Source organism: Labilithrix luteola (genome assembly GCF_001263205.1).
GTDB lineage: Bacteria > Myxococcota_A > Polyangia > Polyangiales > Polyangiaceae > Labilithrix > Labilithrix luteola.
Genome location: NZ_CP012333.1, coordinates 8,299,171 through 8,318,904, shown reverse-complemented (window position 1 = coordinate 8,318,904; position 19,734 = coordinate 8,299,171). Strand labels below are relative to the sequence as shown.

The 19,734-nt window shown below is 65.3% G+C and carries 15 protein-coding genes and 1 pseudogene; 9 read left to right on the top strand and 7 right to left on the bottom strand.

Translation table 11 applies throughout. The features are described 5' to 3' along the window. Positions 1-5 precede the first annotated feature (5 nt). The 5 genes from AKJ09_RS36110 to AKJ09_RS36090 form a co-directional block, all read right to left on the bottom strand. Positions 6-689: a hypothetical protein gene (locus AKJ09_RS36110; RefSeq protein ID WP_146652395.1), complete on the bottom strand. Its 684-nt coding sequence runs from the start codon at positions 687-689 to the stop codon at positions 6-8. Next, positions 686-2,089: an MATE family efflux transporter gene (locus tag AKJ09_RS36105; RefSeq protein WP_146652394.1), complete on the bottom strand. Its 1,404-nt coding sequence runs from the start codon at positions 2,087-2,089 to the stop codon at positions 686-688. Before AKJ09_RS36105 ends, AKJ09_RS36110 begins: the two co-directional genes overlap by 4 nt. Positions 2,090-2,251: 162 nt before the next feature. Further along, positions 2,252-4,504, bottom strand: coding sequence for a PrkA family serine protein kinase (locus AKJ09_RS36100; protein WP_146652393.1), 2,253 nt, complete (start codon positions 4,502-4,504; stop codon positions 2,252-2,254). 105 nt (positions 4,505-4,609) lie between these two features. Then, entirely contained in the window at positions 4,610-4,927 is a 318-nt protein-coding gene (locus AKJ09_RS36095) for a hypothetical protein (RefSeq protein ID WP_146652392.1), read from the bottom strand. A 235-nt stretch (positions 4,928-5,162) separates the two neighbouring features. After that, the gene (locus AKJ09_RS36090) at positions 5,163-5,921 is read right to left on the bottom strand and encodes a DNRLRE domain-containing protein (RefSeq protein ID WP_146652391.1); all 759 of its coding nucleotides are present in this window, start codon (positions 5,919-5,921) and stop codon (positions 5,163-5,165) included. A gap of 69 nt (positions 5,922-5,990) precedes the next feature. On the opposite strand from AKJ09_RS36090, the gene AKJ09_RS36085 reads away from it, so the two are divergent. From AKJ09_RS36085 to AKJ09_RS36075, 3 genes are read left to right on the top strand one after another with little or no spacing between them, the layout of a single operon-like run. Next, positions 5,991-7,064, top strand: coding sequence for an ABC transporter ATP-binding protein (locus AKJ09_RS36085; protein ID WP_146652390.1), 1,074 nt, complete (start codon positions 5,991-5,993; stop codon positions 7,062-7,064). Positions 7,065-7,077: 13 nt separating this feature from the next. Further along, positions 7,078-8,163: an ABC transporter ATP-binding protein gene (locus AKJ09_RS36080; RefSeq protein ID WP_275936676.1), complete on the top strand. Its 1,086-nt coding sequence runs from the start codon at positions 7,078-7,080 to the stop codon at positions 8,161-8,163. Continuing rightward, positions 8,160-9,566, top strand: coding sequence for a serine/threonine-protein kinase (locus AKJ09_RS36075; protein ID WP_146652389.1), 1,407 nt, complete (start codon positions 8,160-8,162; stop codon positions 9,564-9,566). The genes AKJ09_RS36080 and AKJ09_RS36075 overlap by 4 nt, the downstream gene beginning before the upstream one ends. Positions 9,567-9,611: 45 nt before the next feature. Here AKJ09_RS36075 and AKJ09_RS36070 read toward each other — a convergent pair whose 3' ends face one another. Together AKJ09_RS36070 and AKJ09_RS53540 are read right to left on the bottom strand one after the other, a co-directional pair. Continuing rightward, positions 9,612-12,179, bottom strand: coding sequence for an FG-GAP-like repeat-containing protein (locus AKJ09_RS36070; RefSeq protein WP_169928142.1), 2,568 nt, complete (start codon positions 12,177-12,179; stop codon positions 9,612-9,614). 310 nt (positions 12,180-12,489) lie between these two features. Beyond that, on the bottom strand, positions 12,490-12,981 hold the full coding sequence (locus AKJ09_RS53540; protein WP_205633904.1) for an FKBP-type peptidyl-prolyl cis-trans isomerase: 492 nt from the start codon (positions 12,979-12,981) through the stop codon (positions 12,490-12,492). A gap of 387 nt (positions 12,982-13,368) precedes the next feature. On the opposite strand from AKJ09_RS53540, the gene AKJ09_RS36060 reads away from it, so the two are divergent. The 6 genes and pseudogenes from AKJ09_RS36060 to AKJ09_RS36035 all read left to right on the top strand — a co-directional run bounded on the left by AKJ09_RS36060 (position 13,369) and on the right by AKJ09_RS36035 (position 19,254). Next, the gene (locus AKJ09_RS36060; RefSeq protein ID WP_146652386.1) at positions 13,369-14,253 is read left to right on the top strand and encodes a hypothetical protein; all 885 of its coding nucleotides are present in this window, start codon (positions 13,369-13,371) and stop codon (positions 14,251-14,253) included. A gap of 172 nt (positions 14,254-14,425) precedes the next feature. Next, positions 14,426-14,770, top strand: a pseudogene (locus tag AKJ09_RS56400) (DUF1587 domain-containing protein); the annotation flags it as partial. A gap of 35 nt (positions 14,771-14,805) precedes the next feature. Further along, positions 14,806-15,090, top strand: coding sequence for a DUF1595 domain-containing protein (locus AKJ09_RS55165; protein ID WP_146652384.1), 285 nt, complete (start codon positions 14,806-14,808; stop codon positions 15,088-15,090). Positions 15,091-15,412: 322 nt separating this feature from the next. After that, positions 15,413-16,759, top strand: a complete 1,347-nt coding sequence (locus tag AKJ09_RS36045) for a POTRA domain-containing protein (RefSeq protein WP_169928139.1) — start codon at positions 15,413-15,415, stop codon at positions 16,757-16,759. A gap of 144 nt (positions 16,760-16,903) precedes the next feature. Continuing rightward, the gene (locus AKJ09_RS36040; protein ID WP_146652382.1) at positions 16,904-18,034 is read left to right on the top strand and encodes a transposase; all 1,131 of its coding nucleotides are present in this window, start codon (positions 16,904-16,906) and stop codon (positions 18,032-18,034) included. 884 nt (positions 18,035-18,918) lie between these two features. Then, positions 18,919-19,254 (top strand): YggT family protein, encoded by a 336-nt coding sequence (locus AKJ09_RS36035; RefSeq protein WP_146652381.1) that lies wholly within the window; start codon positions 18,919-18,921, stop codon positions 19,252-19,254. Positions 19,255-19,734 lie beyond the last annotated feature (480 nt).

Below are 19,734 nucleotides of genomic sequence, written 5' to 3'. Positions count from 1 at the left end.
CGAAGCTACTGGGACAAGCTCTGGCAGTAGCTCGCGAACACGTGCCCTTGCATGGTGCCTTCGGGGAACGTTGCCTTGACGTCGACGGCGACCCACGCGGGTGGCGTCGCGGAATCCTTCTCGACGAGCGTGGCTTCGACGGCCGTCGCGTTGGTGATGGGCTTGCTCGGCAGCTGGTCGCCCTTGTAGTCGAGATACGCCGCCGTCACGCCGTCGGCCTGAGTCAGCTTGGAACCGACGGCGCCGATCGGAATGCCCGACAGGACGAACGTGCGGTCCGGTGAAGGCGAGCCCTGCTTCGGACACGCCGGATCGCCGCCCGCGTAGGCCTCGATGTGGAGCGTCTGCGCGGCGCCGGTGCCGTCGGTGCCGTACTGACCGCGATCGAGCGGTGCTTTCACGCCGCCGATGTCCGCCTCGAGCGACGTCTTCAGGCAGTCGCCGTCGCAAGGCTCTTCGCCGTGCCCGTCGGGGCCTGCGTCGTTCGACGGCGACGATGCGTCCGTCCGTGTCGACGAAGACGAGGCATCGTCGTCGGATGTTTTCGTGGGCGTGGGTGTGGGCGTGCTGGACGAGCTCGACGAGCACGCGATCGCGAACAAGCCCGCGAGAACGACGGCCGAGAGCGACGAGAGTGGCGAGAGCGGGAGGACGAAACGGCGCGAACGACGGGTCGAAGCCAAGCTCATCGGTTCACGGTAGCAGACTCGACCGGCGTTGCCGCTCCGCTGTCGCGCCCTTCGCGCGAACGAACCGCAATCACCAGCAAGAGGGCCGTGCGCACCGCCCAGTCGAGGGTCGATCCGAGCCACACGCCGACGAGCCCGAAGCCGAGGGCGATGGCGAAGAGCCACGTCATCGAGAGGCGCACGAACAACGCCCCGACGACGCTCACGCCGAGCACCTGACGCGTCTGACCGGCCCCGCGCAGCGACTGCGCGATGACGATCGCGGTGGCCATGAAGGGCTGCGCCACCGCGAGGACCGGCATGGCGCTGCGTCCGATGGCGATGACCTCGGGATCCTTCGCGAAGAGTGGAAGAATGGCATCGCGGAATGCGAGCGCGACGAGGCCGAAGATCGTGAGCGCCAAGATGGCGTCGCGCGTGGCGATCTTCGCGGCCTTCCGCGCTTCGCCAGGCTTGCTCGCCCCGAGCTTCTGCGCGACGAGCGCGGCGGCGGCGATGCCGAAGCCGTCACCCGAGAGAAAACAGATCGACTCGACGCTGATGAGCGACTGATTCGCCGCCATGGCCGCGTCGCCGAGGCGCGCGATCATGAGCACGTAGCCCACGTACCCGATGTGATAGAGCACGCGCTCGAGCAGCGCCGGAAACGCAACGTGCGCGAGCTGTCTGGCTTCTTCGCGCGTGGCGTGGGGCGATGGCCCGGCGGGCTCCTCCGGCGGCGGTTCGAGCGGCTTGCGGAGCGAAACCGGTCTCCGTCGACTGGTGAGCGCGAGCGCGGCGCAGGCCGCTTCGAGTCCGAAGGTGATCGCGGTGCTGATCGCCGCTCCGCGTGCGCCGAGCGCCGGGATCGATCCGACGCCCAGAATGAGCGCGCGGTTGAGCGCGACGTGGATCACGTTGGCGAAGATCCCGATGACCAGCGGCGTCTTCGTGTCGCCACCCGCTTGCAAGGTGGCGATCGAGATCATCGAGAGGAAGACGAGCGGCGAGGCCGCCATGGTGATCGCGAGATAGCCGCGGGCTTCGTCGAGGGCCGCCGGTGACACGTTCGCGGCCACGAGCGGCAGCGCGCGAAGGACGAGCGGCGAGACGATGGCGAGCAGACTCCCGAGCCCGAAGGCCATCGCGAGCGAGATCCACGCGGCGCGCCGTGCGGCGGCGGGATTCTTCGCGCCGACGTGCCGGCCGACGCGCGCGATGGTGCCGACTTCGAACGATGCGAACACGCTCCAGATCGACCACTCGATTGCCCCGCCGAGCTGCATCGCCGCGAGCGAGGTCTCGCCGTGCTGGCCGAGCATGATCCGGTCAACGACGAAGACAAGCGTCTGCAGGAGCGAGTGCAGAATGGCCGGCAGGGCGAGGCGCCGGACTTCACGTGCGAGCGCGCCGTCAGCCAAGCCGCCGAGACTCCGAAAACCAAGGCCAAGCGCGCACGGGCCGCTAGATGCCTGGCAGCTCGCCCAACGTCAAGCTGCGTCGAAACGACGACGCCCTTCGAGGGCTACTCGGGTAGCCGGGCTCGAAGGGCGGCGGGCGTTCCGACTCGGTTCCGGGCCGATTCAGACGAGGATGTCGCTGTAGCGCTTGCGGACGAGCATGCTCGCGGCGTCGGCCGCGCAGTTGTCACAATAGCCAAAGCGGGAAGCGAGGCGGTCGAGGACCTCGCGGGCCTCACGCTTGTGGTTCATGTCGAGGCCGGATCCCTCGTCACGGACCAAGACGACGATGTCGCGCGCGCGCTTGGCCACCTCGGCACGCTTGTCGGCGAAGATGGCGTCGCGCAAGCGGCGAAGGTACTGCGGGAACACGTTGCGCCCATCGACCTTCTGGCCGGGGTGATCGATGGCCCACGCCGCGATGGCGCTGATCATCTGCTTGCGGGCTTCCTGGGGGTCGCCCTTCACGTCGAGCAAGCGCTCGACCTCGCGCATCATGCCCTCGTCGGGCTCCTCGTATTCGCCGGTGATCTTGTTGCGGATGCGCTCTTTCTTCGTCCACACGCTGACGTGCTGGACGTAGCGCTCGAACAAGTCGTCGTACTGCTCTTCGGCGACGAGACCGCTCGCGGCGTAGAACTCCTGCTCCCAGGTACCGAGCAGACGCGAGAGAAGCGCTTCACGGAAGAGCTTCACGTCGTGGTAGCCGCCGGCCTGGGTGTCCTGCTGGAGCCACTCGAACTCCGTCTTGTGCTGAGAGAGCTGATCGATCTCCTCGAGGGTGGCGAGGGGTGAGAGGCACTTGTAGAGCTGCGATTGCGCAGCATCGAGCAGGACGACGCGCATCTCGCGTGGGCTCGCGCCGATGCGGCCCTCGTAGATCGGATACGCGTCGCTCTCTTCGAAGACCTCGCGAACGCCGGCGCGGAGCACCTTCTGCGCGTCCGGCTCGAGGCGATCCGGCGCGCGCCCGGTTGCGTAGAGGTCCATCTTCTCGACGGCGGTGAGCCCCGAGAGCGCGTTCGAGAGCGCACGCGGATACTTGTCCGTGTTGGGCTTGCGCATGCGCGTGAGCACCGCGAACTGCGCCGCCATCGTGGTCGCGTGAGGAGCGACGTGACGGCGGATGTGCGGGGTCACGTGCGTGTCGTAGATCTGCTGTTCGTGCAGGTAGCTGCGCAGGTACGTGGTGCGAATCAGCTCGAGTCGGCCGCGGAAGCTCGCGAACTCGGGGTGCTCGCGGAAGGCATCCAGATGGAGCTCGTTCGCACTGCCCATCATCACGCAGTTGAGCGTGACGTTCTGCTGCGTGAGAGCGACCTCGCCGGTCTCGATGCTGAGCTGCAGGTACTTGAAGGCGTCGAGCGGGCGCTTGAGGATGTCGCTGAACTCGAGGAGGCCGCCGGCGGCGTCGATGAGCTCGCCCTTGGCCTCGTAGAGCGTGATCGCCTGCAGTGACGGAGGAAGCGCCGAGAGCGAGCGATCCATCGTGATCTGGCGCTCGGCGGCGTCGACGCTCATCTGCGGACCGACGGTGACCGCGCCCACGCGATAGCGCTGCGAGACGAAGTAGCGCTCCACCTGGACGTGCTTGAGCACCTCGGTGTACGAGCCGCCGTAGCTCGCGAGGAGCGCCTCGAAGACCTGCTGACTCTTGTGCGAGAGCTCACCTCGCATGATCCAGTCGCAGAAGCCGTCGTCGGGCGGCACGTTCGAGTCTTTCAGGAAGCGCTCGAGCAGCTTCTGGCGATCTTCCACCGGGACGAGGAACAGCGGATGGTCGCGAACCTCGACGAGGAGCTTCGCGTCGATCTGATCGTCGGGAAGGTGCGCGAACGTCGGAACCTGCGCGGCTTGCTCCTTCTGACCGAAGCCGAGGCTGCCGCGCAGCGTCTTGGTCGAGGGGAACACCCAGTTGAAGCGATAGAGCGCGCCTTCGTCGAGCGTCGAGTAGTCTTCGAGTGCCCGCATGATGCACGCGACGATCGTGCTCTTCGCCGAGCCGTTCGGGCCGTGCAAGAGCACGAGGCGATTCGGCCGCCCTTCGCGAACGAAGTTCGAGAGCGAGCGGTAGATCTCCTCCTGCACGTGCTCCTGACCGATGAGCGCGTGCGGCGCGAGCTGCGGGTCCCAGGGAAGATCGAAGAGCTTCCACCGCGTGAACTTCCCCGCGGGCTGCTCGACGCTGACCGTGCCGTAGTGATCGAAGCAGTCACGCACGTACCGACTCGCGTCACGCGCGTAGCGCATGGGATCCGACGCGAAGAGATCGAGATACTCCGCGAAGGCGAGAACGCGACGGCCGCGCTGGAATCGTTTTTCGACACTCGACGCGACGGCGCTGATCTCCGCCGCGACACTCGACCTGGACGTCATGTCCGAAGCCTACCAGGCAACGGCGTGCGCTTCACAAAAGCAACAAGGCAGAGCCTCTCGAAGAGAGAGACCCTGCCTCGTTCTAACGTGCAAGCTGCGACAGCGTTACTTGACCGGAACCGCGATCGGTCCCTTGCACGAATCGCCGTTGCAAATGTACGCCTTGACCGTGCCTTCGCACTTGGCGCCCTTGAACTTGGCGGCATGCTCGTCGACCGAGACCTTGTCGCCCTTGTCCCACTTCCAAGGCGCCTTGTCGTTCGTGTGCCAGGGCTTCGCCGCCGACACGCTGACCTCACCGTTGTTGCACGTCACCGTGAGGAGCGACTCGTCGCCCCCGGCTCGCGACTCCGTGCTCAAGGTCACAGCGGCGACCGCAAGACCAACGGCAACGACGGAGCCAAGGAACTTCGAAACGCGCATCGTTCATTCTCCTTTTTCACCGGTCACATTGCCTACGTGCCGGTGAGAAAAATCTGGGCGCCTTCTGCGGGGCCTCTGGGGCGAAAGTTCACCCCGCATGGGCTCAGGGTCAAGGGATTCGATTCGATTGCCAGTCACGGCCCCTGCCCTGGTTTGTCGTTCGACGGGGACGTTTCTCGAAACTTCAATCAACCGGCGCTTTTTTCTCTCACAAGCACATCCGGTTGAGGCTCTTCTAGCGAAGGTAGAGCTCGAGGTAAGGCTCGACGTCTCCGCCCTGTACGGACTGCGGGAACTGTCCAGATTGCAGGCCGCTCGCCTGCCTCTCCTGCATGCCGTCGCCGATTCGGTTGAACGCAAAGGTCGTTCCGGTTCGGCTCGCACCTTGGGCCACCACGGCGATGCCCTGGTCGCTCGGATCGCGATTTCGCCAGCGATTGACGATGTCTCGGACGTCCAGGCGAACGAGCGATGGCCCCGCGGGATCGACGCGGGTGACGGGCGCGCGCGTCTCCTCCGTCCTGGGAGCGAAGGCCCACGAGGTGGATCGGCCGTCCCATGCGTCGATGATCCGGGTCGCATGTAGGAATGCCGATTCGGGATCGTCCTCGGCGGTCGCCGCGCGCCGCAGCACGACGTATGCCTCGACCACGTTGGCGGTCTTCGGCAGCGGCGCCTCGAAACGCAAGAGCAACGTGCCCCCCTCGCGACCGAGCGCGAACGACGGAGGCAGAGCGCCGTTCGTGGGCCCCTGCCCTTTGCGAAGATAGGCGGCATCGACCGGGCGAATCACGAGCCGCCGCGCGGCGTCGATCGCCGGCTTTACGTTCGCCTTCTCGGGCTGACAGCGCCCGGCCACGCAAGCCGAGCCCGACACGCAGTCGGCTGCGGCCACGCACATGCGAGAGCTCGGCGTGCAGCCAAGCCCAAGCGCCCCAAACCCGAGCGCCCCGAGAAGCACGCTTCCGAGCACGTAAGCCGGCCGGCCAAACACGACCGCGAGCTTAGCCTGGTTCCTGGTTCCGCGTTCCGAGATCCGACTCGATGCATTAGCATGGCGCGCATGTCGGAAACCCCGACGCCGCTTCTGCGCGTGCGCGACCTGGTAACGAGCTTCCACACCGATCGGGGGAAGGTCCGTGCCGTCGACGAAGTGTCCTTCGACGTCGGCGAGGGCTCGACGCTCGGCATCGTCGGAGAGAGTGGTTGTGGCAAGAGCGTCACGGCGCTCAGCATCCTCCGGCTCATTCCGCATCCGCAGGGGGTCATCGAACACGGTCGCGTCGAGTTCCGCGGCAAGGATCTGCTCGCGCTCGGCGAACGTCAGATGCAAGACGTTCGCGGCAACGAGATCTCGATGATCTTCCAGGAGCCGATGACGAGCCTGAACCCGGTGTACGCGGTCGGGACGCAGATCGTCGAGGCCATCCGCCTGCACCAGAAGAAGTCGCGCAGCGAGGCGCGCGATCGAGCGGTCGAGATGCTTCGCCTCGTCGGCATCGCGTCTCCCGAGACGAACGTCGACGCCTACCCGCACCAGCTCTCGGGCGGCATGCGCCAGCGCGTCATGATCGCGATGGCCCTCGCTTGCGAGCCGAGCTTGCTCATCGCCGACGAGCCGACCACGGCGCTCGACGTGACGATCCAGGCGCAGATCCTCGACCTGCTCGGCAAGCTGAAGGACAAGCTCGGCATGGGCGTCGTCCTCATCACGCACGATCTCGGCGTGGTCGCGGAGGTCGCGACGGACGTCATCGTCATGTATGCCGGACGCGTGGTGGAGAGCGCCACGGTCGAAGAGCTCTTCGCCCGCCCGCGTCACCCCTACACGCGCGGCTTGCTTCGCAGCCTGCCGAGCTTCGACAAGGCCAAGCTCGAGGTGCCGCCCACGCCGGAGGCGGACATCGCGGGCGAGCGCGTCGGGCCAGGCTACCCCAAGCGTCCGAGACTTCCTGTCATCGAGGGTCTCGTGCCCGATCTCTTCGCGCTCCCGCCCGGATGCCGCTTCGCGGATCGCTGCCCCATGGTGATCGACGAATGCCGCAAGGCAGAGCCGGAATTGCTCCCGGTCGGGCCCTCGCGGAATGACGCGGCGCGGCCTCATCTGGCCCGCTGCATCCGGTCGGCCGAGGTGTGATACGAAAGGCCTGATGGCCGACAGCGAGAACGTCGCGCACGAGCAGCACGCCGAACCGGCCGGCACGAGCGCCCCCGCCCGCGTCATCCCGTCGGACATGCCGGCACCGGAGCGTCCTCGCACGCTCGTCGCCACCGAGCAGGTCGGCAAATACTACCCCGTTCGCGGAGGCCTCTTTTCGCGACGCGATCGCTTGGTTCGCGCGGTCGACGGCGTGTCGTTCCGCGTGCGCCGCGGAGAGACCGTCGGGCTCGTCGGCGAGAGCGGTTGTGGCAAGAGCACGCTCGGTCGCCTCGTGCTCCGTCTCGTCGAGCCCACGTTCGGACGCGTCGTCTACGACGGTCGAGACATCGTTCCGCTCTCGCAGCGCGAGCTCCGACCGCTCCGCCGCAAGATGCAGATCATCTTCCAGGATCCCTATTCGAGCCTGAACCCGCGCATGACGGTGCGCGAGATCGTGGGCGAGGCGATCCAGATCCACAAGCTCGCGAAGACGAAGTCCGACGAAGAGGCGATGGTTGCCACGCTCCTCCAGAAGGTGGGGCTCCGTCCGGACGTCATGCAGCGTTACCCGCACGAGTTCTCGGGCGGCCAGCGTCAGCGCATTGGCATCGCGCGGGCGCTCGCCGTACAGCCCGAGTTCATCGTCTGCGACGAGCCCATCAGCGCGCTCGACGTCTCCATCCAGGCGCAGATCGTCAACCTGCTGATGGACCTGCAAGACGAGCTCGGCGTCGCCTTCCTTTTCATCTCGCACGACCTTCGCGTGGTCCGTCACATCAGCCAGCGCGTGTGCGTGATGTACCTCGGACGCATCGTCGAGCAGGGCACCACCGAGCAGATTTACGGTGCCACCCTGCATCCCTACACGCGCGCGCTCCTCGGCGCCGTTCCGACGCCCGACCCTTCCAAGAAGCGACTCCGTATCGTGGTCGAGGGTGACGCACCGTCGGCGATCGATCCGCCTCCAGGCTGTCCTTTCCACCCGCGCTGTCCGCGCGCGCTCAAAGGCACGTGCGACCGCGAAATGCCGCAGTTCGCCGAGCTTACGCCTGGCACCGGACACAAGGTAGCCTGCTGGAATCCCCACACCGAATGACGACGTCTTCCCATCCCCCGCCGCGCGCGAACGGCAGTCTGCGCGATCCCCCCGAGAGGGTCGGTCGCTACGACGTCGTACGCCTGCTTGGCCAGGGTGGCATGGGTCGCGTGTGGCTCGCGCGTGACAGCGTTCTCGCGCGCAACGTAGCCATCAAGGTGCTTCGTGACGACCTCGCGCTGCCGCCCACGGTGCGCGCCGAGCTCATCGAGCGCATGCGCCACGAAGCACGCGCAGCCGCCGCGGTGAGCCATCCGAACATCGTCACGCTGCACGACATGGGCGAGGACGGGACGGTCGGGTTGTATCTCGTCTTCGAGTACGTCCCCTGCCCGCGCGAGCCTGCGCTCGGAGAGATCGAAGGGCCGGAGTCGCTCCGCGATCGGCTCCGCGAAGGGATCCTGCCGCTCGCCGAAGTGGCGCGCCTTGCACGCGAGCTCGGCTCGGCGCTCTCGTTCGCGCACGAAGCCGGCGTCATCCATCGCGACATCAAGCCGGAGAACGTCCTCTTCTCGCGCACGGGCGCGAAGATCGCGGACTTCGGGATCGCCCGCATTCCCGAGTCGACCATCACGCGGCAGAACACCGTGCTCGGCACGCCTGCATACACGGCGCCGGAAGCCCTTTCGCGCGGCGAGTTCGGGCCGAAGTCGGATCAGTTCGCGCTCGCAGCCACGCTTTACGAAGCGCTGACCGGCGTGCGCGCCTTCGGCAGCGAAGATCCACTCGTCACGGTAGCGCGTGTCTCGAACGAGCCGCCCACGCCCCTCGATCCCTCGCTCGGAAGCCCGGCGATCCTTCGGGCACTCACGAGAGCCCTCGAGAAAGGCCTCGCGAAGAGCGAAGGCGATCGCTTCGCCTCGTGCGCCGATCTCGGTGACGCTATCGCGCGCGCCATCGAGTGGCCACCGCTCGAAGATGCTCCGCCGGCCGACACTCCATCGACCGAGCGCATCGAAATCGAGATCGAGCGCCCGCCTCTGAGCTCGCGCGTGGCCCTCGCCGAGCGCGTGTCGCGGCTGAGCGATCGTCCGGGTACACTCCCCATCCTTGCCGGCGCCGAGACGCCCCTGCGCGCTTCGCTCTACGTGCGCAAGAAGACCGAGCGTGCGCAGAACATCGCGGTTGCGTTGTCGCTGCTGGTCATCGTGCTTCTGTTCTTCCTGGGTCGAAAGTCGCCCGAAGAGCGCGCGGCTCGGAACGCCGCCATCGCCTCCGCCGCCGCGGCCTCGGCTTCGGCTGCAGCAGCGGCAGCCATGATGGCCACCGCCCCGGTTCCTCACCGCCCTCGCCCCGCGCCTTCTGCTCGCCCGAGTGCGAGCACGATCACGCCCGCGGCGCCCGGTGTGGACGCCTCCACCGTCGAAGAGCCGAAGGCGGCCACCGAGCAAGACGGCCGCTAGAGCGACGCGAGTGAACGCTCGCGCCAACAAGAGGCTCCGCGCAGGTCAGTTCAGGGGGACGGCCTTTCCGCTCCCTTGCTGGACGCGATAGCGGTGCAGCGGTTCGACGCCGGAGATCGTCTCGGTCGCACCATGAGTCCAGCGAACGCTGATTGCGTCGACGCTTCGATTTTGGCCGAGGCCGAAGTGGACGACGCGTGAGCCCTGCTGAGCGCCGAGGCCGCCTCCGGCGCCGCGGACCCAGCGCTTCTGCGTGACCCCGCCCGCCGTCAGCGTCACCCATGCACCGATCGCATCACGGTTCGAGGTGGTCCCCTCGAGAGTGAATTCGACCCACGCGTTGTCGGAGGGGAATCGATTTCGCAAGACGCTGACGTGCGGAGTCTTCTCGTAAAACGAGCGGTCCTGCTCCTGCAGGTTCCTGTCCGTCAGGAGGATGTCGAGCTTGCCATCCTCGTCGAAGTCCGCGAAGACACCCGCCACCGCATTTTCGATATCGGCATTCGCCTCGTAGGTCACGTCGGTGAAATGCCCGTGACCATCGTTCGCATACAGGCGCGAATAGTGGGTTCCGTACGAAGAGACGACGAGGACGTCGAGGTCCATGTCGTTGTCGATGTCGCCGAAAGCAACGTTGACGTCTCCCTCGTTGAAGATGATGCCCGATGGCACGCGCTGATCCAGGAACGTGAACTTCGGGGCGCCGGAGTTCATGTAGAGCATGCTCGCGTCGCTGAACGGGCGCTCGCGCGGATGCGCCAAGTTCGTCAGGAAAAAGTCGATGTCTCCATCGCCGTCGAGATCACCGAAGTCGGCGCCGTACGCGTGTCCGGCCGGATTCTGGGGATTCGGCTTCTTGATGGAGTGATTGGCGTCGACGCCGAGTGCGGCGGCCACGTCTTCGAAATGCCCATTTCGATTCTTCCAGAACTGAACGGGAGCCTGGAGGTAATTACCCACCAGGAGGTCGGGCGCGCCGTCCTCGTCGAAGTCGTTGAACACGGCGCCATAGGCCGCGCGTGGCTGCGCGACACCGAGACCGAAGCGCTCGTGTGCTTCTTCGAAACGCCCGCCACCCTTGCCGGCATAGAAGAGACTCGTCTCGATACGATTGGCATATCCATAGACGTCGAACCAGCGCCCGAGGAATACGTCGAGCACTCCATCTCCGTCGACGTCGGCAACGTCGATGGCCGACGGCGCACCGACGGACTCGACACCGGCCTCGGCGAGCGCCTGATAGCGACCGTGGCCATCGTTCAAGAGGACTCGATTCCCGAAGACGTCGTCGACGCGACCGTTGCAGTCGTTGTCGCGCCCGTCGAGGATCTCGCTCGCTCCGGGGTGCACGTCGGATCTCGTGTCGTCGCAATCGCCCTTCGCGATGCTGTAACCGTCGCCATCGGCATCGCTCGTGCTCGCCCCGTCGTCGGCAATGCCGTCGCAATCGTCGTCGACGCCGTTCGACGCAATCTCCGTGGCTCCCGGGTGGACTTTCGCGTTCGTGTCATCGCAATCCGGGTTCACGGCGTCTCCGACGTTGTATCCGTCGCCGTCCTGATCGCCGTTCAGGAACGGAGCCACGAAAACATCCTGGTCGCCGTCGTTGTCGAAATCGGCGAGTGCAACGACGCTCGCTCGCTTCACGCTCGGCACGTCCGGAAACGTACCCGCCGGAGCCTCCGAGAAGGCGCCGTGCCCGTTTCCGAGAAATGCAATCAATCCTCGACCAGCCGCCGCGGTGACGCCCGCGCTGCCCCAGCCGCCTTCGACGAGAACAACGTCGTCGTGCCGGTCGCCGTCGATGTCCGCCACGAAGGCGCGCGGCGAATCGAGCAACGCGAACGGCGCGCTCGTCTCGCGCGAAAACCAGCGTTCCTCGGGGCTCCACTCGCAGAAGCTCTCGCCCACGACTTGCAGGCGGAAGTTCCCGGCGACGCCCACCGGAAGGAACTGCCCGGGGACGAAGCTCATCGAGGTCCCACGCGAACGGTTCACCTCGACGGAGAGAAGCACGCTCGAATCCAGATGTTCGTAAACGAGCGCGTAATGCTGCGTCGGGAGGAGCGTGAGCGCCGCATCACTGACGTCGAACTCGAGCCAATTGTCGGGATTCGGAGATTGGACGTCGAACTCGATGGGAGGGAGGAGGTCGACGGCATCCGCCGAGAAGTCCCCCGAAGCAGGCGTGTCCTTGTCCGGGTAGGACGACGGATTGGTTCGACCGATGGTGGTGGTCAAACGAAGTCGTGCCGGGCCCTGCCCCTGCGCAAACGCGACGCGAAGCTTCTCGACGAGCAGCGGCGCGGACGGACGGATCTTGATCGCGTCCTGGGTCCCCCTCGGGTAGAGCTTCGTCGACGACGGGCGGCTCACGCTCGAATGACGCGTCCCCTCCGCGCCGAGGACGACCTGCGTTCGCTCCGCCGTCCAATCTCTGCCCTGACACAAACGCTCGAAGCCATCGGGCGACGTCGGGATGGTCGCAGGGGGCTCACGCTCGACCGGCTCCGTCGTAGCGTTCGTGGCCGCGTCGGATGTGCAATGGCTCGTCGAAAGAAGAAGCAGACCAAGCGGCGCAACGGACGACAACGTCCGAATCCCGGGCTTCATAGGGATGGAACTTTCCTTGCTCGAATGAAGACATCTCGATGGATGTCGTTCGTGCAATGGGCGCATCTCGGTCCGATTGTCCCGAAATCGGACGCGCGCGATTCATCCCGACGAACGACGCGAACCTCTACCGTTCACGCTCGTTGCGTTGCGCTCGCGGCTGAGATCATGTCCGTGTGAAATCGGCATATCCACCACGACGCGGAATCCAAAAAAGTGCCGGCTCGCGTCGACGAGGCGAGCCGGCGTCATGCCATCGAGAGTCGATCGTTCTACGGCCTCCCTCCGGAGAACGTCCTCGCGTGTAGCCTTACGGCGACGGTTCGACAATCTCCAGGTCGTCCGCGTCGAGGACGGCCGCGGAGCTCGCCGGGACGGGCGGCGGCTTGCGCACGGAGAGAACCTTCACACGGTATTCGAGCTCCTTGCCCTCGAGCGGGTGGATGGCGCGGGCGGTCACCGTGTCCTTGTCGACCTTCTTCACCTCGAGCTGCAGCGGACGGCCCTTGGGATCCTTCGCCTCGAAACGGCTGCCAACCGCGACGGGTGCGTCCTTCGGGAAGAGCGAGCGCGGAACGGCGACGTCGGGTACGCCGGTGCTGAGGGACGAGCCCGAGAGCTTGCCTTTTCGCTCTTCACCAACACTCATTCCGACGAGGCGCTCCTCGAGGGCGGCAAGCATTTTTCCTCGCCCGTGGACATAGGAGATCGGCCCGGTCTTGCTCGACGACTCGAGAACTTCGCCGCCCACGACGCGAAGCTCGTACTCACATTGCACCAGCGAGCCCTTTTCGATCTTCATCACGCGCCACGTTACCTGTGTCCGCGCCGCACGGTAAGGGACGTCGTTGCAACAAACGCCCACGTCTGCGCGAAGAGCGTCGCCGAAGGACGCCGCGTCCGCATGACGCGACTCCGCGACAAGGTCCCTAAACCTGACACATCGGATGGCGAGACTCGCGCGACGCTCGCGAGAGCACTCGTGCATAGGCGTCGACGGCGTTCGGAACCCGACGCGGCCGCGCGTTTGCCGAACGACGTGGTGCCCATGCTGCTGCGCGTGCGAGCGTGGTCGTCGTGAACCAAGCGCGCTTCGAGCTTGGTCAAGAGCCATGTGCTGGGTGGTGAGGGGCGTGGCGAGGGGCGCTTGACCTCTCGGCCACACGCTGTTTCGATCGCAATGATGGCCATGGCTCGCTTTTCGCGAAGCATCGCGCTCGTCGTTTGCGGCGCGGCCCTCGCGAGCTGCTCGTTGACCTCCCTCGATGGGTTCTCCGAACCACCTTCGGCCGCCGCCGGCGATGGGGGTGACGACGGGGCGAACACGAGCTCGACGGAGACGGGCGTGGATGCTGGCGTGGACAGCGGCATGGACGCGGGGGTGGATACGGGCAGCCCCGATGCAGACGCTGGGCCGTTCTGCGCGAGCCGGACGGACTCGACGTTCTGCGAGGACTTCGATGTCCCTTCGAGGCCGCCCTTGCCTGTCACCCGGCATGGAGGCGGCGTCGATACGATCGACTCCAACGCAGCGCTGTCGGCGCCGAATGCGCTGAGGATCGACCTCGGGCCGAGCACGACGGATGGGGATGCGCAGGCCTATCGGACGATGACGATGAACGTCACGACGCTGCCACATCAGGTGGTCCTGGAATGGGCGATTCGCCTGGACGAAGTGGCGTCCGCGAGCATCAGCGCCGCGAGCATCGCCATCGTCCAGGGTTCGAATCGCTACGAAGCAGTGGTCGACGTCGGCGCCAGCGATCTCCTCATCGAACAGACCTTCACGAGCGCTCCGCCAGCATCGGTCGCGCACTCCGTGCCCCAGAATCGTCGCGTCCAACTCGGCACCTGGACGCGCCTCAAGATGGACCTCACACGCGCGGGTTCGAGTTGGAAGGCCACGCTTTCACGCGACGGCGAGGTTTCGCTCGCGGACGTCCCTCTGTCGACATGGGACGGCATCTCCGGAGCCGATTCCGTCGTGTTCGCCGTGGGCGGTCTCTATTCCACGGCGTCGCCCACTCCGCTGACGTTCCGCTTCGACGATCTGGCGGGCCTTGTCGTGCCGTGATTTGGAACGGATCGTTCTCCGGCCCCGGCTGGAGAACGTTGCCTTCTCGAGCGACACGGCCCCCTTCACGCTCGCCTTCGAATTAACGCGGGCTTGAGTACCCTCGCGGCGCTCCTCGAGAGCGGCTCGCCGAGTGCTTTGGGTCTCGCGCCGTCGTTGACGCATTCCACGGATGCGAACGGGCGTGGAGGAGAGGTCCATGAGGTACGAGCTACCGTCGCTGTTGTCGTTCGCCGTGCTCCTCGTCACGAGCGCAGTGGTGGTCGCGGGTTGTGGCAACGACCTCTCGACGGAGGATCGCCGTGGCCGCTCCGGCGACGGGACCGATGGAAACGGTGCGTCGGGTGGAGACGGACCGAACTGCAGCACGACGTACGCGGGCCGGTCGTCTTCGCGTCGCCTGACGCGCTTCGAATACGAGAATACCGTGCTTGATCTGCTCGGAGACGCGAGCTCCCCCGCCAGCTCGTTCCCGGCAGAAGAGGTGTTCTACGGATTCGACAACAACGCCACCGAACGAGGAGTCTCTCTCTCGAGCTTGCGTCTCAGTACATGGACGCGGCCGAACAGCTCGCCGCCGCGGCGAACGTCGCAAAGCTCCTTCCCTGCGATCCGAGCAAGTCCGATGCTTCGCAATGCGCAAGACAGTTCATTTCGACGTTCGGGAAACGCGCCTATCGCAGACCGCTCGACGCCGCCGAAGTCGATTCGCTCTTCGCCACGTTCGAAGAGGGATCGGCGACATTCGGAAGTGGAGAACTGACCGACATTGCGACATTAGAACCGACCGACATTGCGACATTAGAACCGACCGACATTGCGACATTGCGACATTAGAACCGACCGACATTGAGGGCTACTGCGTCAACTGCGGCATTCCGATCGGAGAACCGACCGACATTGAGCCCTGCCCTGGTGCGGCATTCCGACCGGAGAACCGACCGACATTGAGCCCTGCCCTGGTGGGCGACAGGGGTCCCCTGGCGCAGGTGGACTTGTCTTCCAGGCGTGAGCGCGGTCCATCGGCTTAGGGAGCGTCCTGCGAGATTTTGCCCCGTGAGAACCGCCACATGTCCCGCGTCCCGCGATGACTTAGATTGGCGGCGTCGTGAGGAGCATCGGCACTGTTCCTCTGGCGGCCGCGAATGACTCGGTCTGCGTGTGGACTCGGAAGAGGCGGAACGCGCTCGCGCGCGCCTTCGCGCTCGGACTGCTTCTCGCGTGGTCGCTCTGGGGATCCACAGCTGACGCGGAGACGCCGGCTCATGCGCAAGTCCCCGGCCAGCCGCTCGCGCTACCCGCACGAATCGACGAAATCCGCATCGAAGGACTCGCTAGGACGAAACCCTTCGTCGTTCGACGAGAGCTCGGGTTCGTCGAGGGCGACGTCATCGACCAGCACGCGTTCGATCTCGCCGTCGCACGACTGTGGAACACCGCCATCTTCGCGCACGTCGATGCGCACGTGGTCCGCGACGCGGAGCGCAACGTGCTCGTCTTGCGTATCGAAGACAAGTGGACCCTCATTCCGATTTTCGACTTCGGCTCCGGTGGAGGGGCGTTCTATTTCGACGTTGGCGCAACCGACAACAACGTAGCCGGCCGCTTCCTCGACGCCGCGGCGGAATACCAGAACTTCCAAGGCCTCCACGGCGGACGGGCCATGTTCCACGATCCGCGCTTCCTCGGAACACGCACGGATCTCTTCGTCAAAGGCGAGCGCCTCGTCCGTCCGCGCCCCGGCTTTTCCGACCAACGCACGCTCGGCTCGGTCGAGGTCGACCGGCTAACGTTCGAAGATCGCATACGCGCTGGACTCCGCGTAAGCATATTCGCCGATCGGTTCGTTCCCCCCACCCACGGCACAGCGTTCTATCCTCCGGAGACGAACACGGTCCTCGTCGAACCGAGTTTCCGCATCGGCCGTGTCGACACCGTCCGACTGCGCCAGCGAGGAGCGAGACTCGAGCTCCGTCCTGGCCTCGGCTTCAATTGGGGTCAGGACGAGGGGACCTATGTCTCCTTCGTGGCTGAGGTACTTGCTTTCGCGATGTTCGGTCGTCGATGGAACCTTGCGACACGTGTACGCGCCGCGGGCATCGACCACGTCCCCGAACAGCTCGAGCTCTATGCCGGAGGGCTGGATTTCATCCGTGGCTTTCCGGACAACTTCGTGCGCACGCAAGCCTACGCGCTCACGAACGTCGAGCTACGCTTCGTCGCCTTCGATTCGACGTGGCTGGCGTTGATGCCCGCCGTCTTCACGGACGCCATCGCCGCGCGCTCACCATCCGGTACGCCCGGCACGGCACTGTCGGTGGGTGCCGGCCTGCGCGTACTCGTACCGAAGTTCGTCGGCACGGGTGCCCGCGTTGACTTCGCAATTCCGCTCGAGTCGACGTTGCGCGCCGTGACTGTTGCCGAACAACCGCTTTTCGGCCCCGCCACGCCGACGCCCAACATGCACAGCTTCCAACTGAGCCTCGGCGTGTACCAATTCTTCTGATGACCATCCGGTCGCACCTTCGGCCATGGCGAATAGCTCACTACCGAGACCTGACTGACATTGAGGCTGGACGGACAAAGTGACCGACAGTGCGCGGCGAGGACAGAACCGACCGACGTTGGCTGGACCGAGAACCGACCGACATTGGCCTGCGTGAACAAGAGTATCCGGCCGTTCGCAATGGCGTCATGCGCAGAGCCCCCAACTGGCCCGGGCCATCGGGAAAACTGGCACGGCCAGAGTCACCTTCGGAATCTGCACAAGAAAACCGAACTGAATCTCGGCACGCCGCGTGCTGGAGCGCGTGGGATGTCGCTTCCTCGCTGCATCCGCCCAGGAGTTACGTGGTTCATCACTCGCCGCGTTACGCGCCGGCACTACCTCCTGCGACCGGACGAAGATGGTACGACGCAACAGATCTATTGGTACTCCACGGGAGTCATGGCCGCGAAGTTTGGTATGGAGCTTCATGCCGCCCAAATGCTCTCGACGCATCTTCACGAGGTGCTCACGGACGTCCGGGGCGTGTTGCCGGCATTCAAACGTGATCGCAATCGGTTGGTCGCCAACGCGCTCAAGGCTCATCGTGGATGGCCCGAGGAAGTCTTTCAACGCGCTTCTGATAGCTGCGTGGAGCTACATGGCGCCGAGGCCGTGCTGAAGGAAATCGGATACACGCTTGCCAATGTGGTCGAAGCGGGGCTGGTCGAAGATCCCGACGACTGGCCTGGGGTTACCGTTTCCGTCAACGATATTGGACAGCGCGTCATCGAGGTCGAGCGACCTTCGGTTTACTTTGACCCCAATAACCCCAATTGGCCGGAGCGCGTCACGATACCGATCACGATGCCACCGGCGCTGATCGAAGCCTTCGGCGCGCGCGCCAAAGAGGTGCTCGTTTCGTCGGTGCGCGAGGCCATCGCGTCTGCTCGCGCGGCCGCGCGAAGTGCCGGCCGCTTCGTGAAAACGAGCGCTGCGAAGTTGTGCAGAATTCCGTTCACGCGGCGCTCGAATAGCCCCAATCCCTTCCGCTCGCGAAATCCGAGCTTTGCTACCGGGGGTAACGCGGAGATGGCAAAGAAAGCGCGCGCCGAGAGGAAGCAGTTTCACGAGCTCTATCGGCGCGCGCTCGATGCACTGAAGAAGGGCGTCGCCGGTGTTTGTTTCCCGCCGGGCACATGGCGGTGGGCGCGAGAGCTCTTGCCCGGCTGGCTCCTCGGCGTGACGACGATAAGCCTCGAAGCCTCCTGCATTCCCCAAAAGAGAGCGAGCTGAGGTCTACGCACTGATGCGCGATGGCAACGGCGTCGGCCAGAACCTCGCGCGAACGGCAGTTTCACGACAGTCGGATCGTGAAGTTCATACGCTCTCGCTGTGAGCCGCGTCGCGTCGTCTCGCTTGCGCAATCAATGTCGCTGCGAGCATTGGCGAGTCCGAGTCCAACCGAGATCGTCGAGGACCGTAGAGTGAGAGTCTCCCGTCGCCGCTCACCTTCCCGAATGCGGTCCGACAAGGCCCGATGTCGTGAGTGCCCCGCCGATCAGCTCATGGCAAAAGTCGTCAAGCTCAAGATCTTGCCTGGCGATCTCGAATCACGGGGGGCGCGGCGGGAATGGCGCCGGCGCGCCTCGACGATGGCAACACGGTGATCAAGGTGAACGGCAACTGGCTATACGACAGGCCAGTTTCCGCGCTTCAGGCCACGTAATTATTCAGCGCCAAGAGAGCGGAAGCGCGAACCGAGCACAACGTTTCTCATGCTCGAGCCGAGGTCGGCACGCAACGCGAACCATCCAGAGGAGACGGGCGTCCTTACCTACTGCGCTTCTCTCCTCGCGCTTCATTTTGGCGAGCGATGCCGGCGAGGGCCCTTGCTACAGCGCACACGCGCGTATCGTCGGACGACATCGTTCAAGGCACGACGCCAGCGCGAACGTGAACGGCGTACTTCATCGACGACAAGACGAGACGGTTGGGGCAGCGCCCCGGGGTGACACTCGGCTGACCTGCGCGCGAGGGGCTCGGACCATCACCATCGCGGCGGCGTTCGACATACGGCGCGAAGGAGGCGGCGCACCGCCAGCTGGCCTGCAGAGGCGCGGCCGGGATCACACACGGGAGCGTGACGGTCTGGCACGCACGGTGCTGCGAAATGGTGCATGCCTACGCAAACCGAGCTCATCGAATCCGAGTATCCCCCTGGCGGCCCCGTCTCTACCTTGGGTCGCGTCATCAATTTCCTCTTCGGCGTGCTCTACACGCTGCTTATCGTGCGCCTCGTGCTCGAGTTCATCAACGCGGCACGAGACTCGGGATTTTTCGCCTTCATTCGCACTCTCACCGATCCGTTCCTCGCTCCTTTCCGAGGGATCGTGGGCAGCACTGCGGTCGACGGGGCTCACCGCATCGTCTGGCCGGTCGTCATCGCGATCATCGCGTACATGATCGTGCACGCGCTGATTCGGGGATTTCTCCGTCTCCTCGTGCGTGCGTGACGGCGTATGGGCATGCTCCAACCCCATCTACGGATTTCCGCGGCGCATCACCGCCTTTACCGCCGGGCAGTTCAATGTCGGTCGGATCTCCGGCGCCTTACCGCCGTTTATGGGCATGCTCCAACCCCATCTACGGATTTCCGCGGCGCATCACCGCCTTTACCGCCGGGCAGTTCAATGTCGGTCGGATCTCCGGCGCCTTACCGCCGTTATTACCGCCGGGCAGTTCAATGTCGGTCGGATCTCCGGCGCCTTACCGCCGTTACCGACCGCCAGTTCAATGTCGGTCGGATCTCCAGGACTCCTCCTTACCGCCGGGCAGTTCAATGTCGGTCGGATCTCCGGCGCCTTACCGCCGGTCGGATCTCCGGCGCCTTACCGCCGTTACCGACCGCCAGTTCAATGTCGGTCGGATCTCCAGGACTCCTCCAGGACTGCCGCGTCAGTTCAATGTCGGTCGGATCTCCAGGGTTCCTCCGT

Coding starts and splice junctions, on each gene's coding strand:
- AKJ09_RS36060 (WP_146652386.1), top strand. CDS start 13,369: ATGGCTCGCTTTTCGCGAAGCATCGCGCTCGTCGTTTGCGGCGCGGCC.
- AKJ09_RS36085 (WP_146652390.1), top strand. CDS start 5,991: ATGTCGGAAACCCCGACGCCGCTTCTGCGCGTGCGCGACCTGGTAACG.
- AKJ09_RS53540 (WP_205633904.1), bottom strand. CDS start 12,981: ATGAAGATCGAAAAGGGCTCGCTGGTGCAATGTGAGTACGAGCTTCGC.
- AKJ09_RS36110 (WP_146652395.1), bottom strand. CDS start 689: ATGAGCTTGGCTTCGACCCGTCGTTCGCGCCGTTTCGTCCTCCCGCTC.
- AKJ09_RS36075 (WP_146652389.1), top strand. CDS start 8,160: ATGACGACGTCTTCCCATCCCCCGCCGCGCGCGAACGGCAGTCTGCGC.
- AKJ09_RS36080 (WP_275936676.1), top strand. CDS start 7,078: ATGGCCGACAGCGAGAACGTCGCGCACGAGCAGCACGCCGAACCGGCC.
- AKJ09_RS55165 (WP_146652384.1), top strand. CDS start 14,806: ATGGACGCGGCCGAACAGCTCGCCGCCGCGGCGAACGTCGCAAAGCTC.
- AKJ09_RS36095 (WP_146652392.1), bottom strand. CDS start 4,927: ATGCGCGTTTCGAAGTTCCTTGGCTCCGTCGTTGCCGTTGGTCTTGCG.
- AKJ09_RS36070 (WP_169928142.1), bottom strand. CDS start 12,179: ATGAAGCCCGGGATTCGGACGTTGTCGTCCGTTGCGCCGCTTGGTCTG.
- AKJ09_RS36100 (WP_146652393.1), bottom strand. CDS start 4,504: ATGACGTCCAGGTCGAGTGTCGCGGCGGAGATCAGCGCCGTCGCGTCG.
- AKJ09_RS36035 (WP_146652381.1), top strand. CDS start 18,919: ATGCCTACGCAAACCGAGCTCATCGAATCCGAGTATCCCCCTGGCGGC.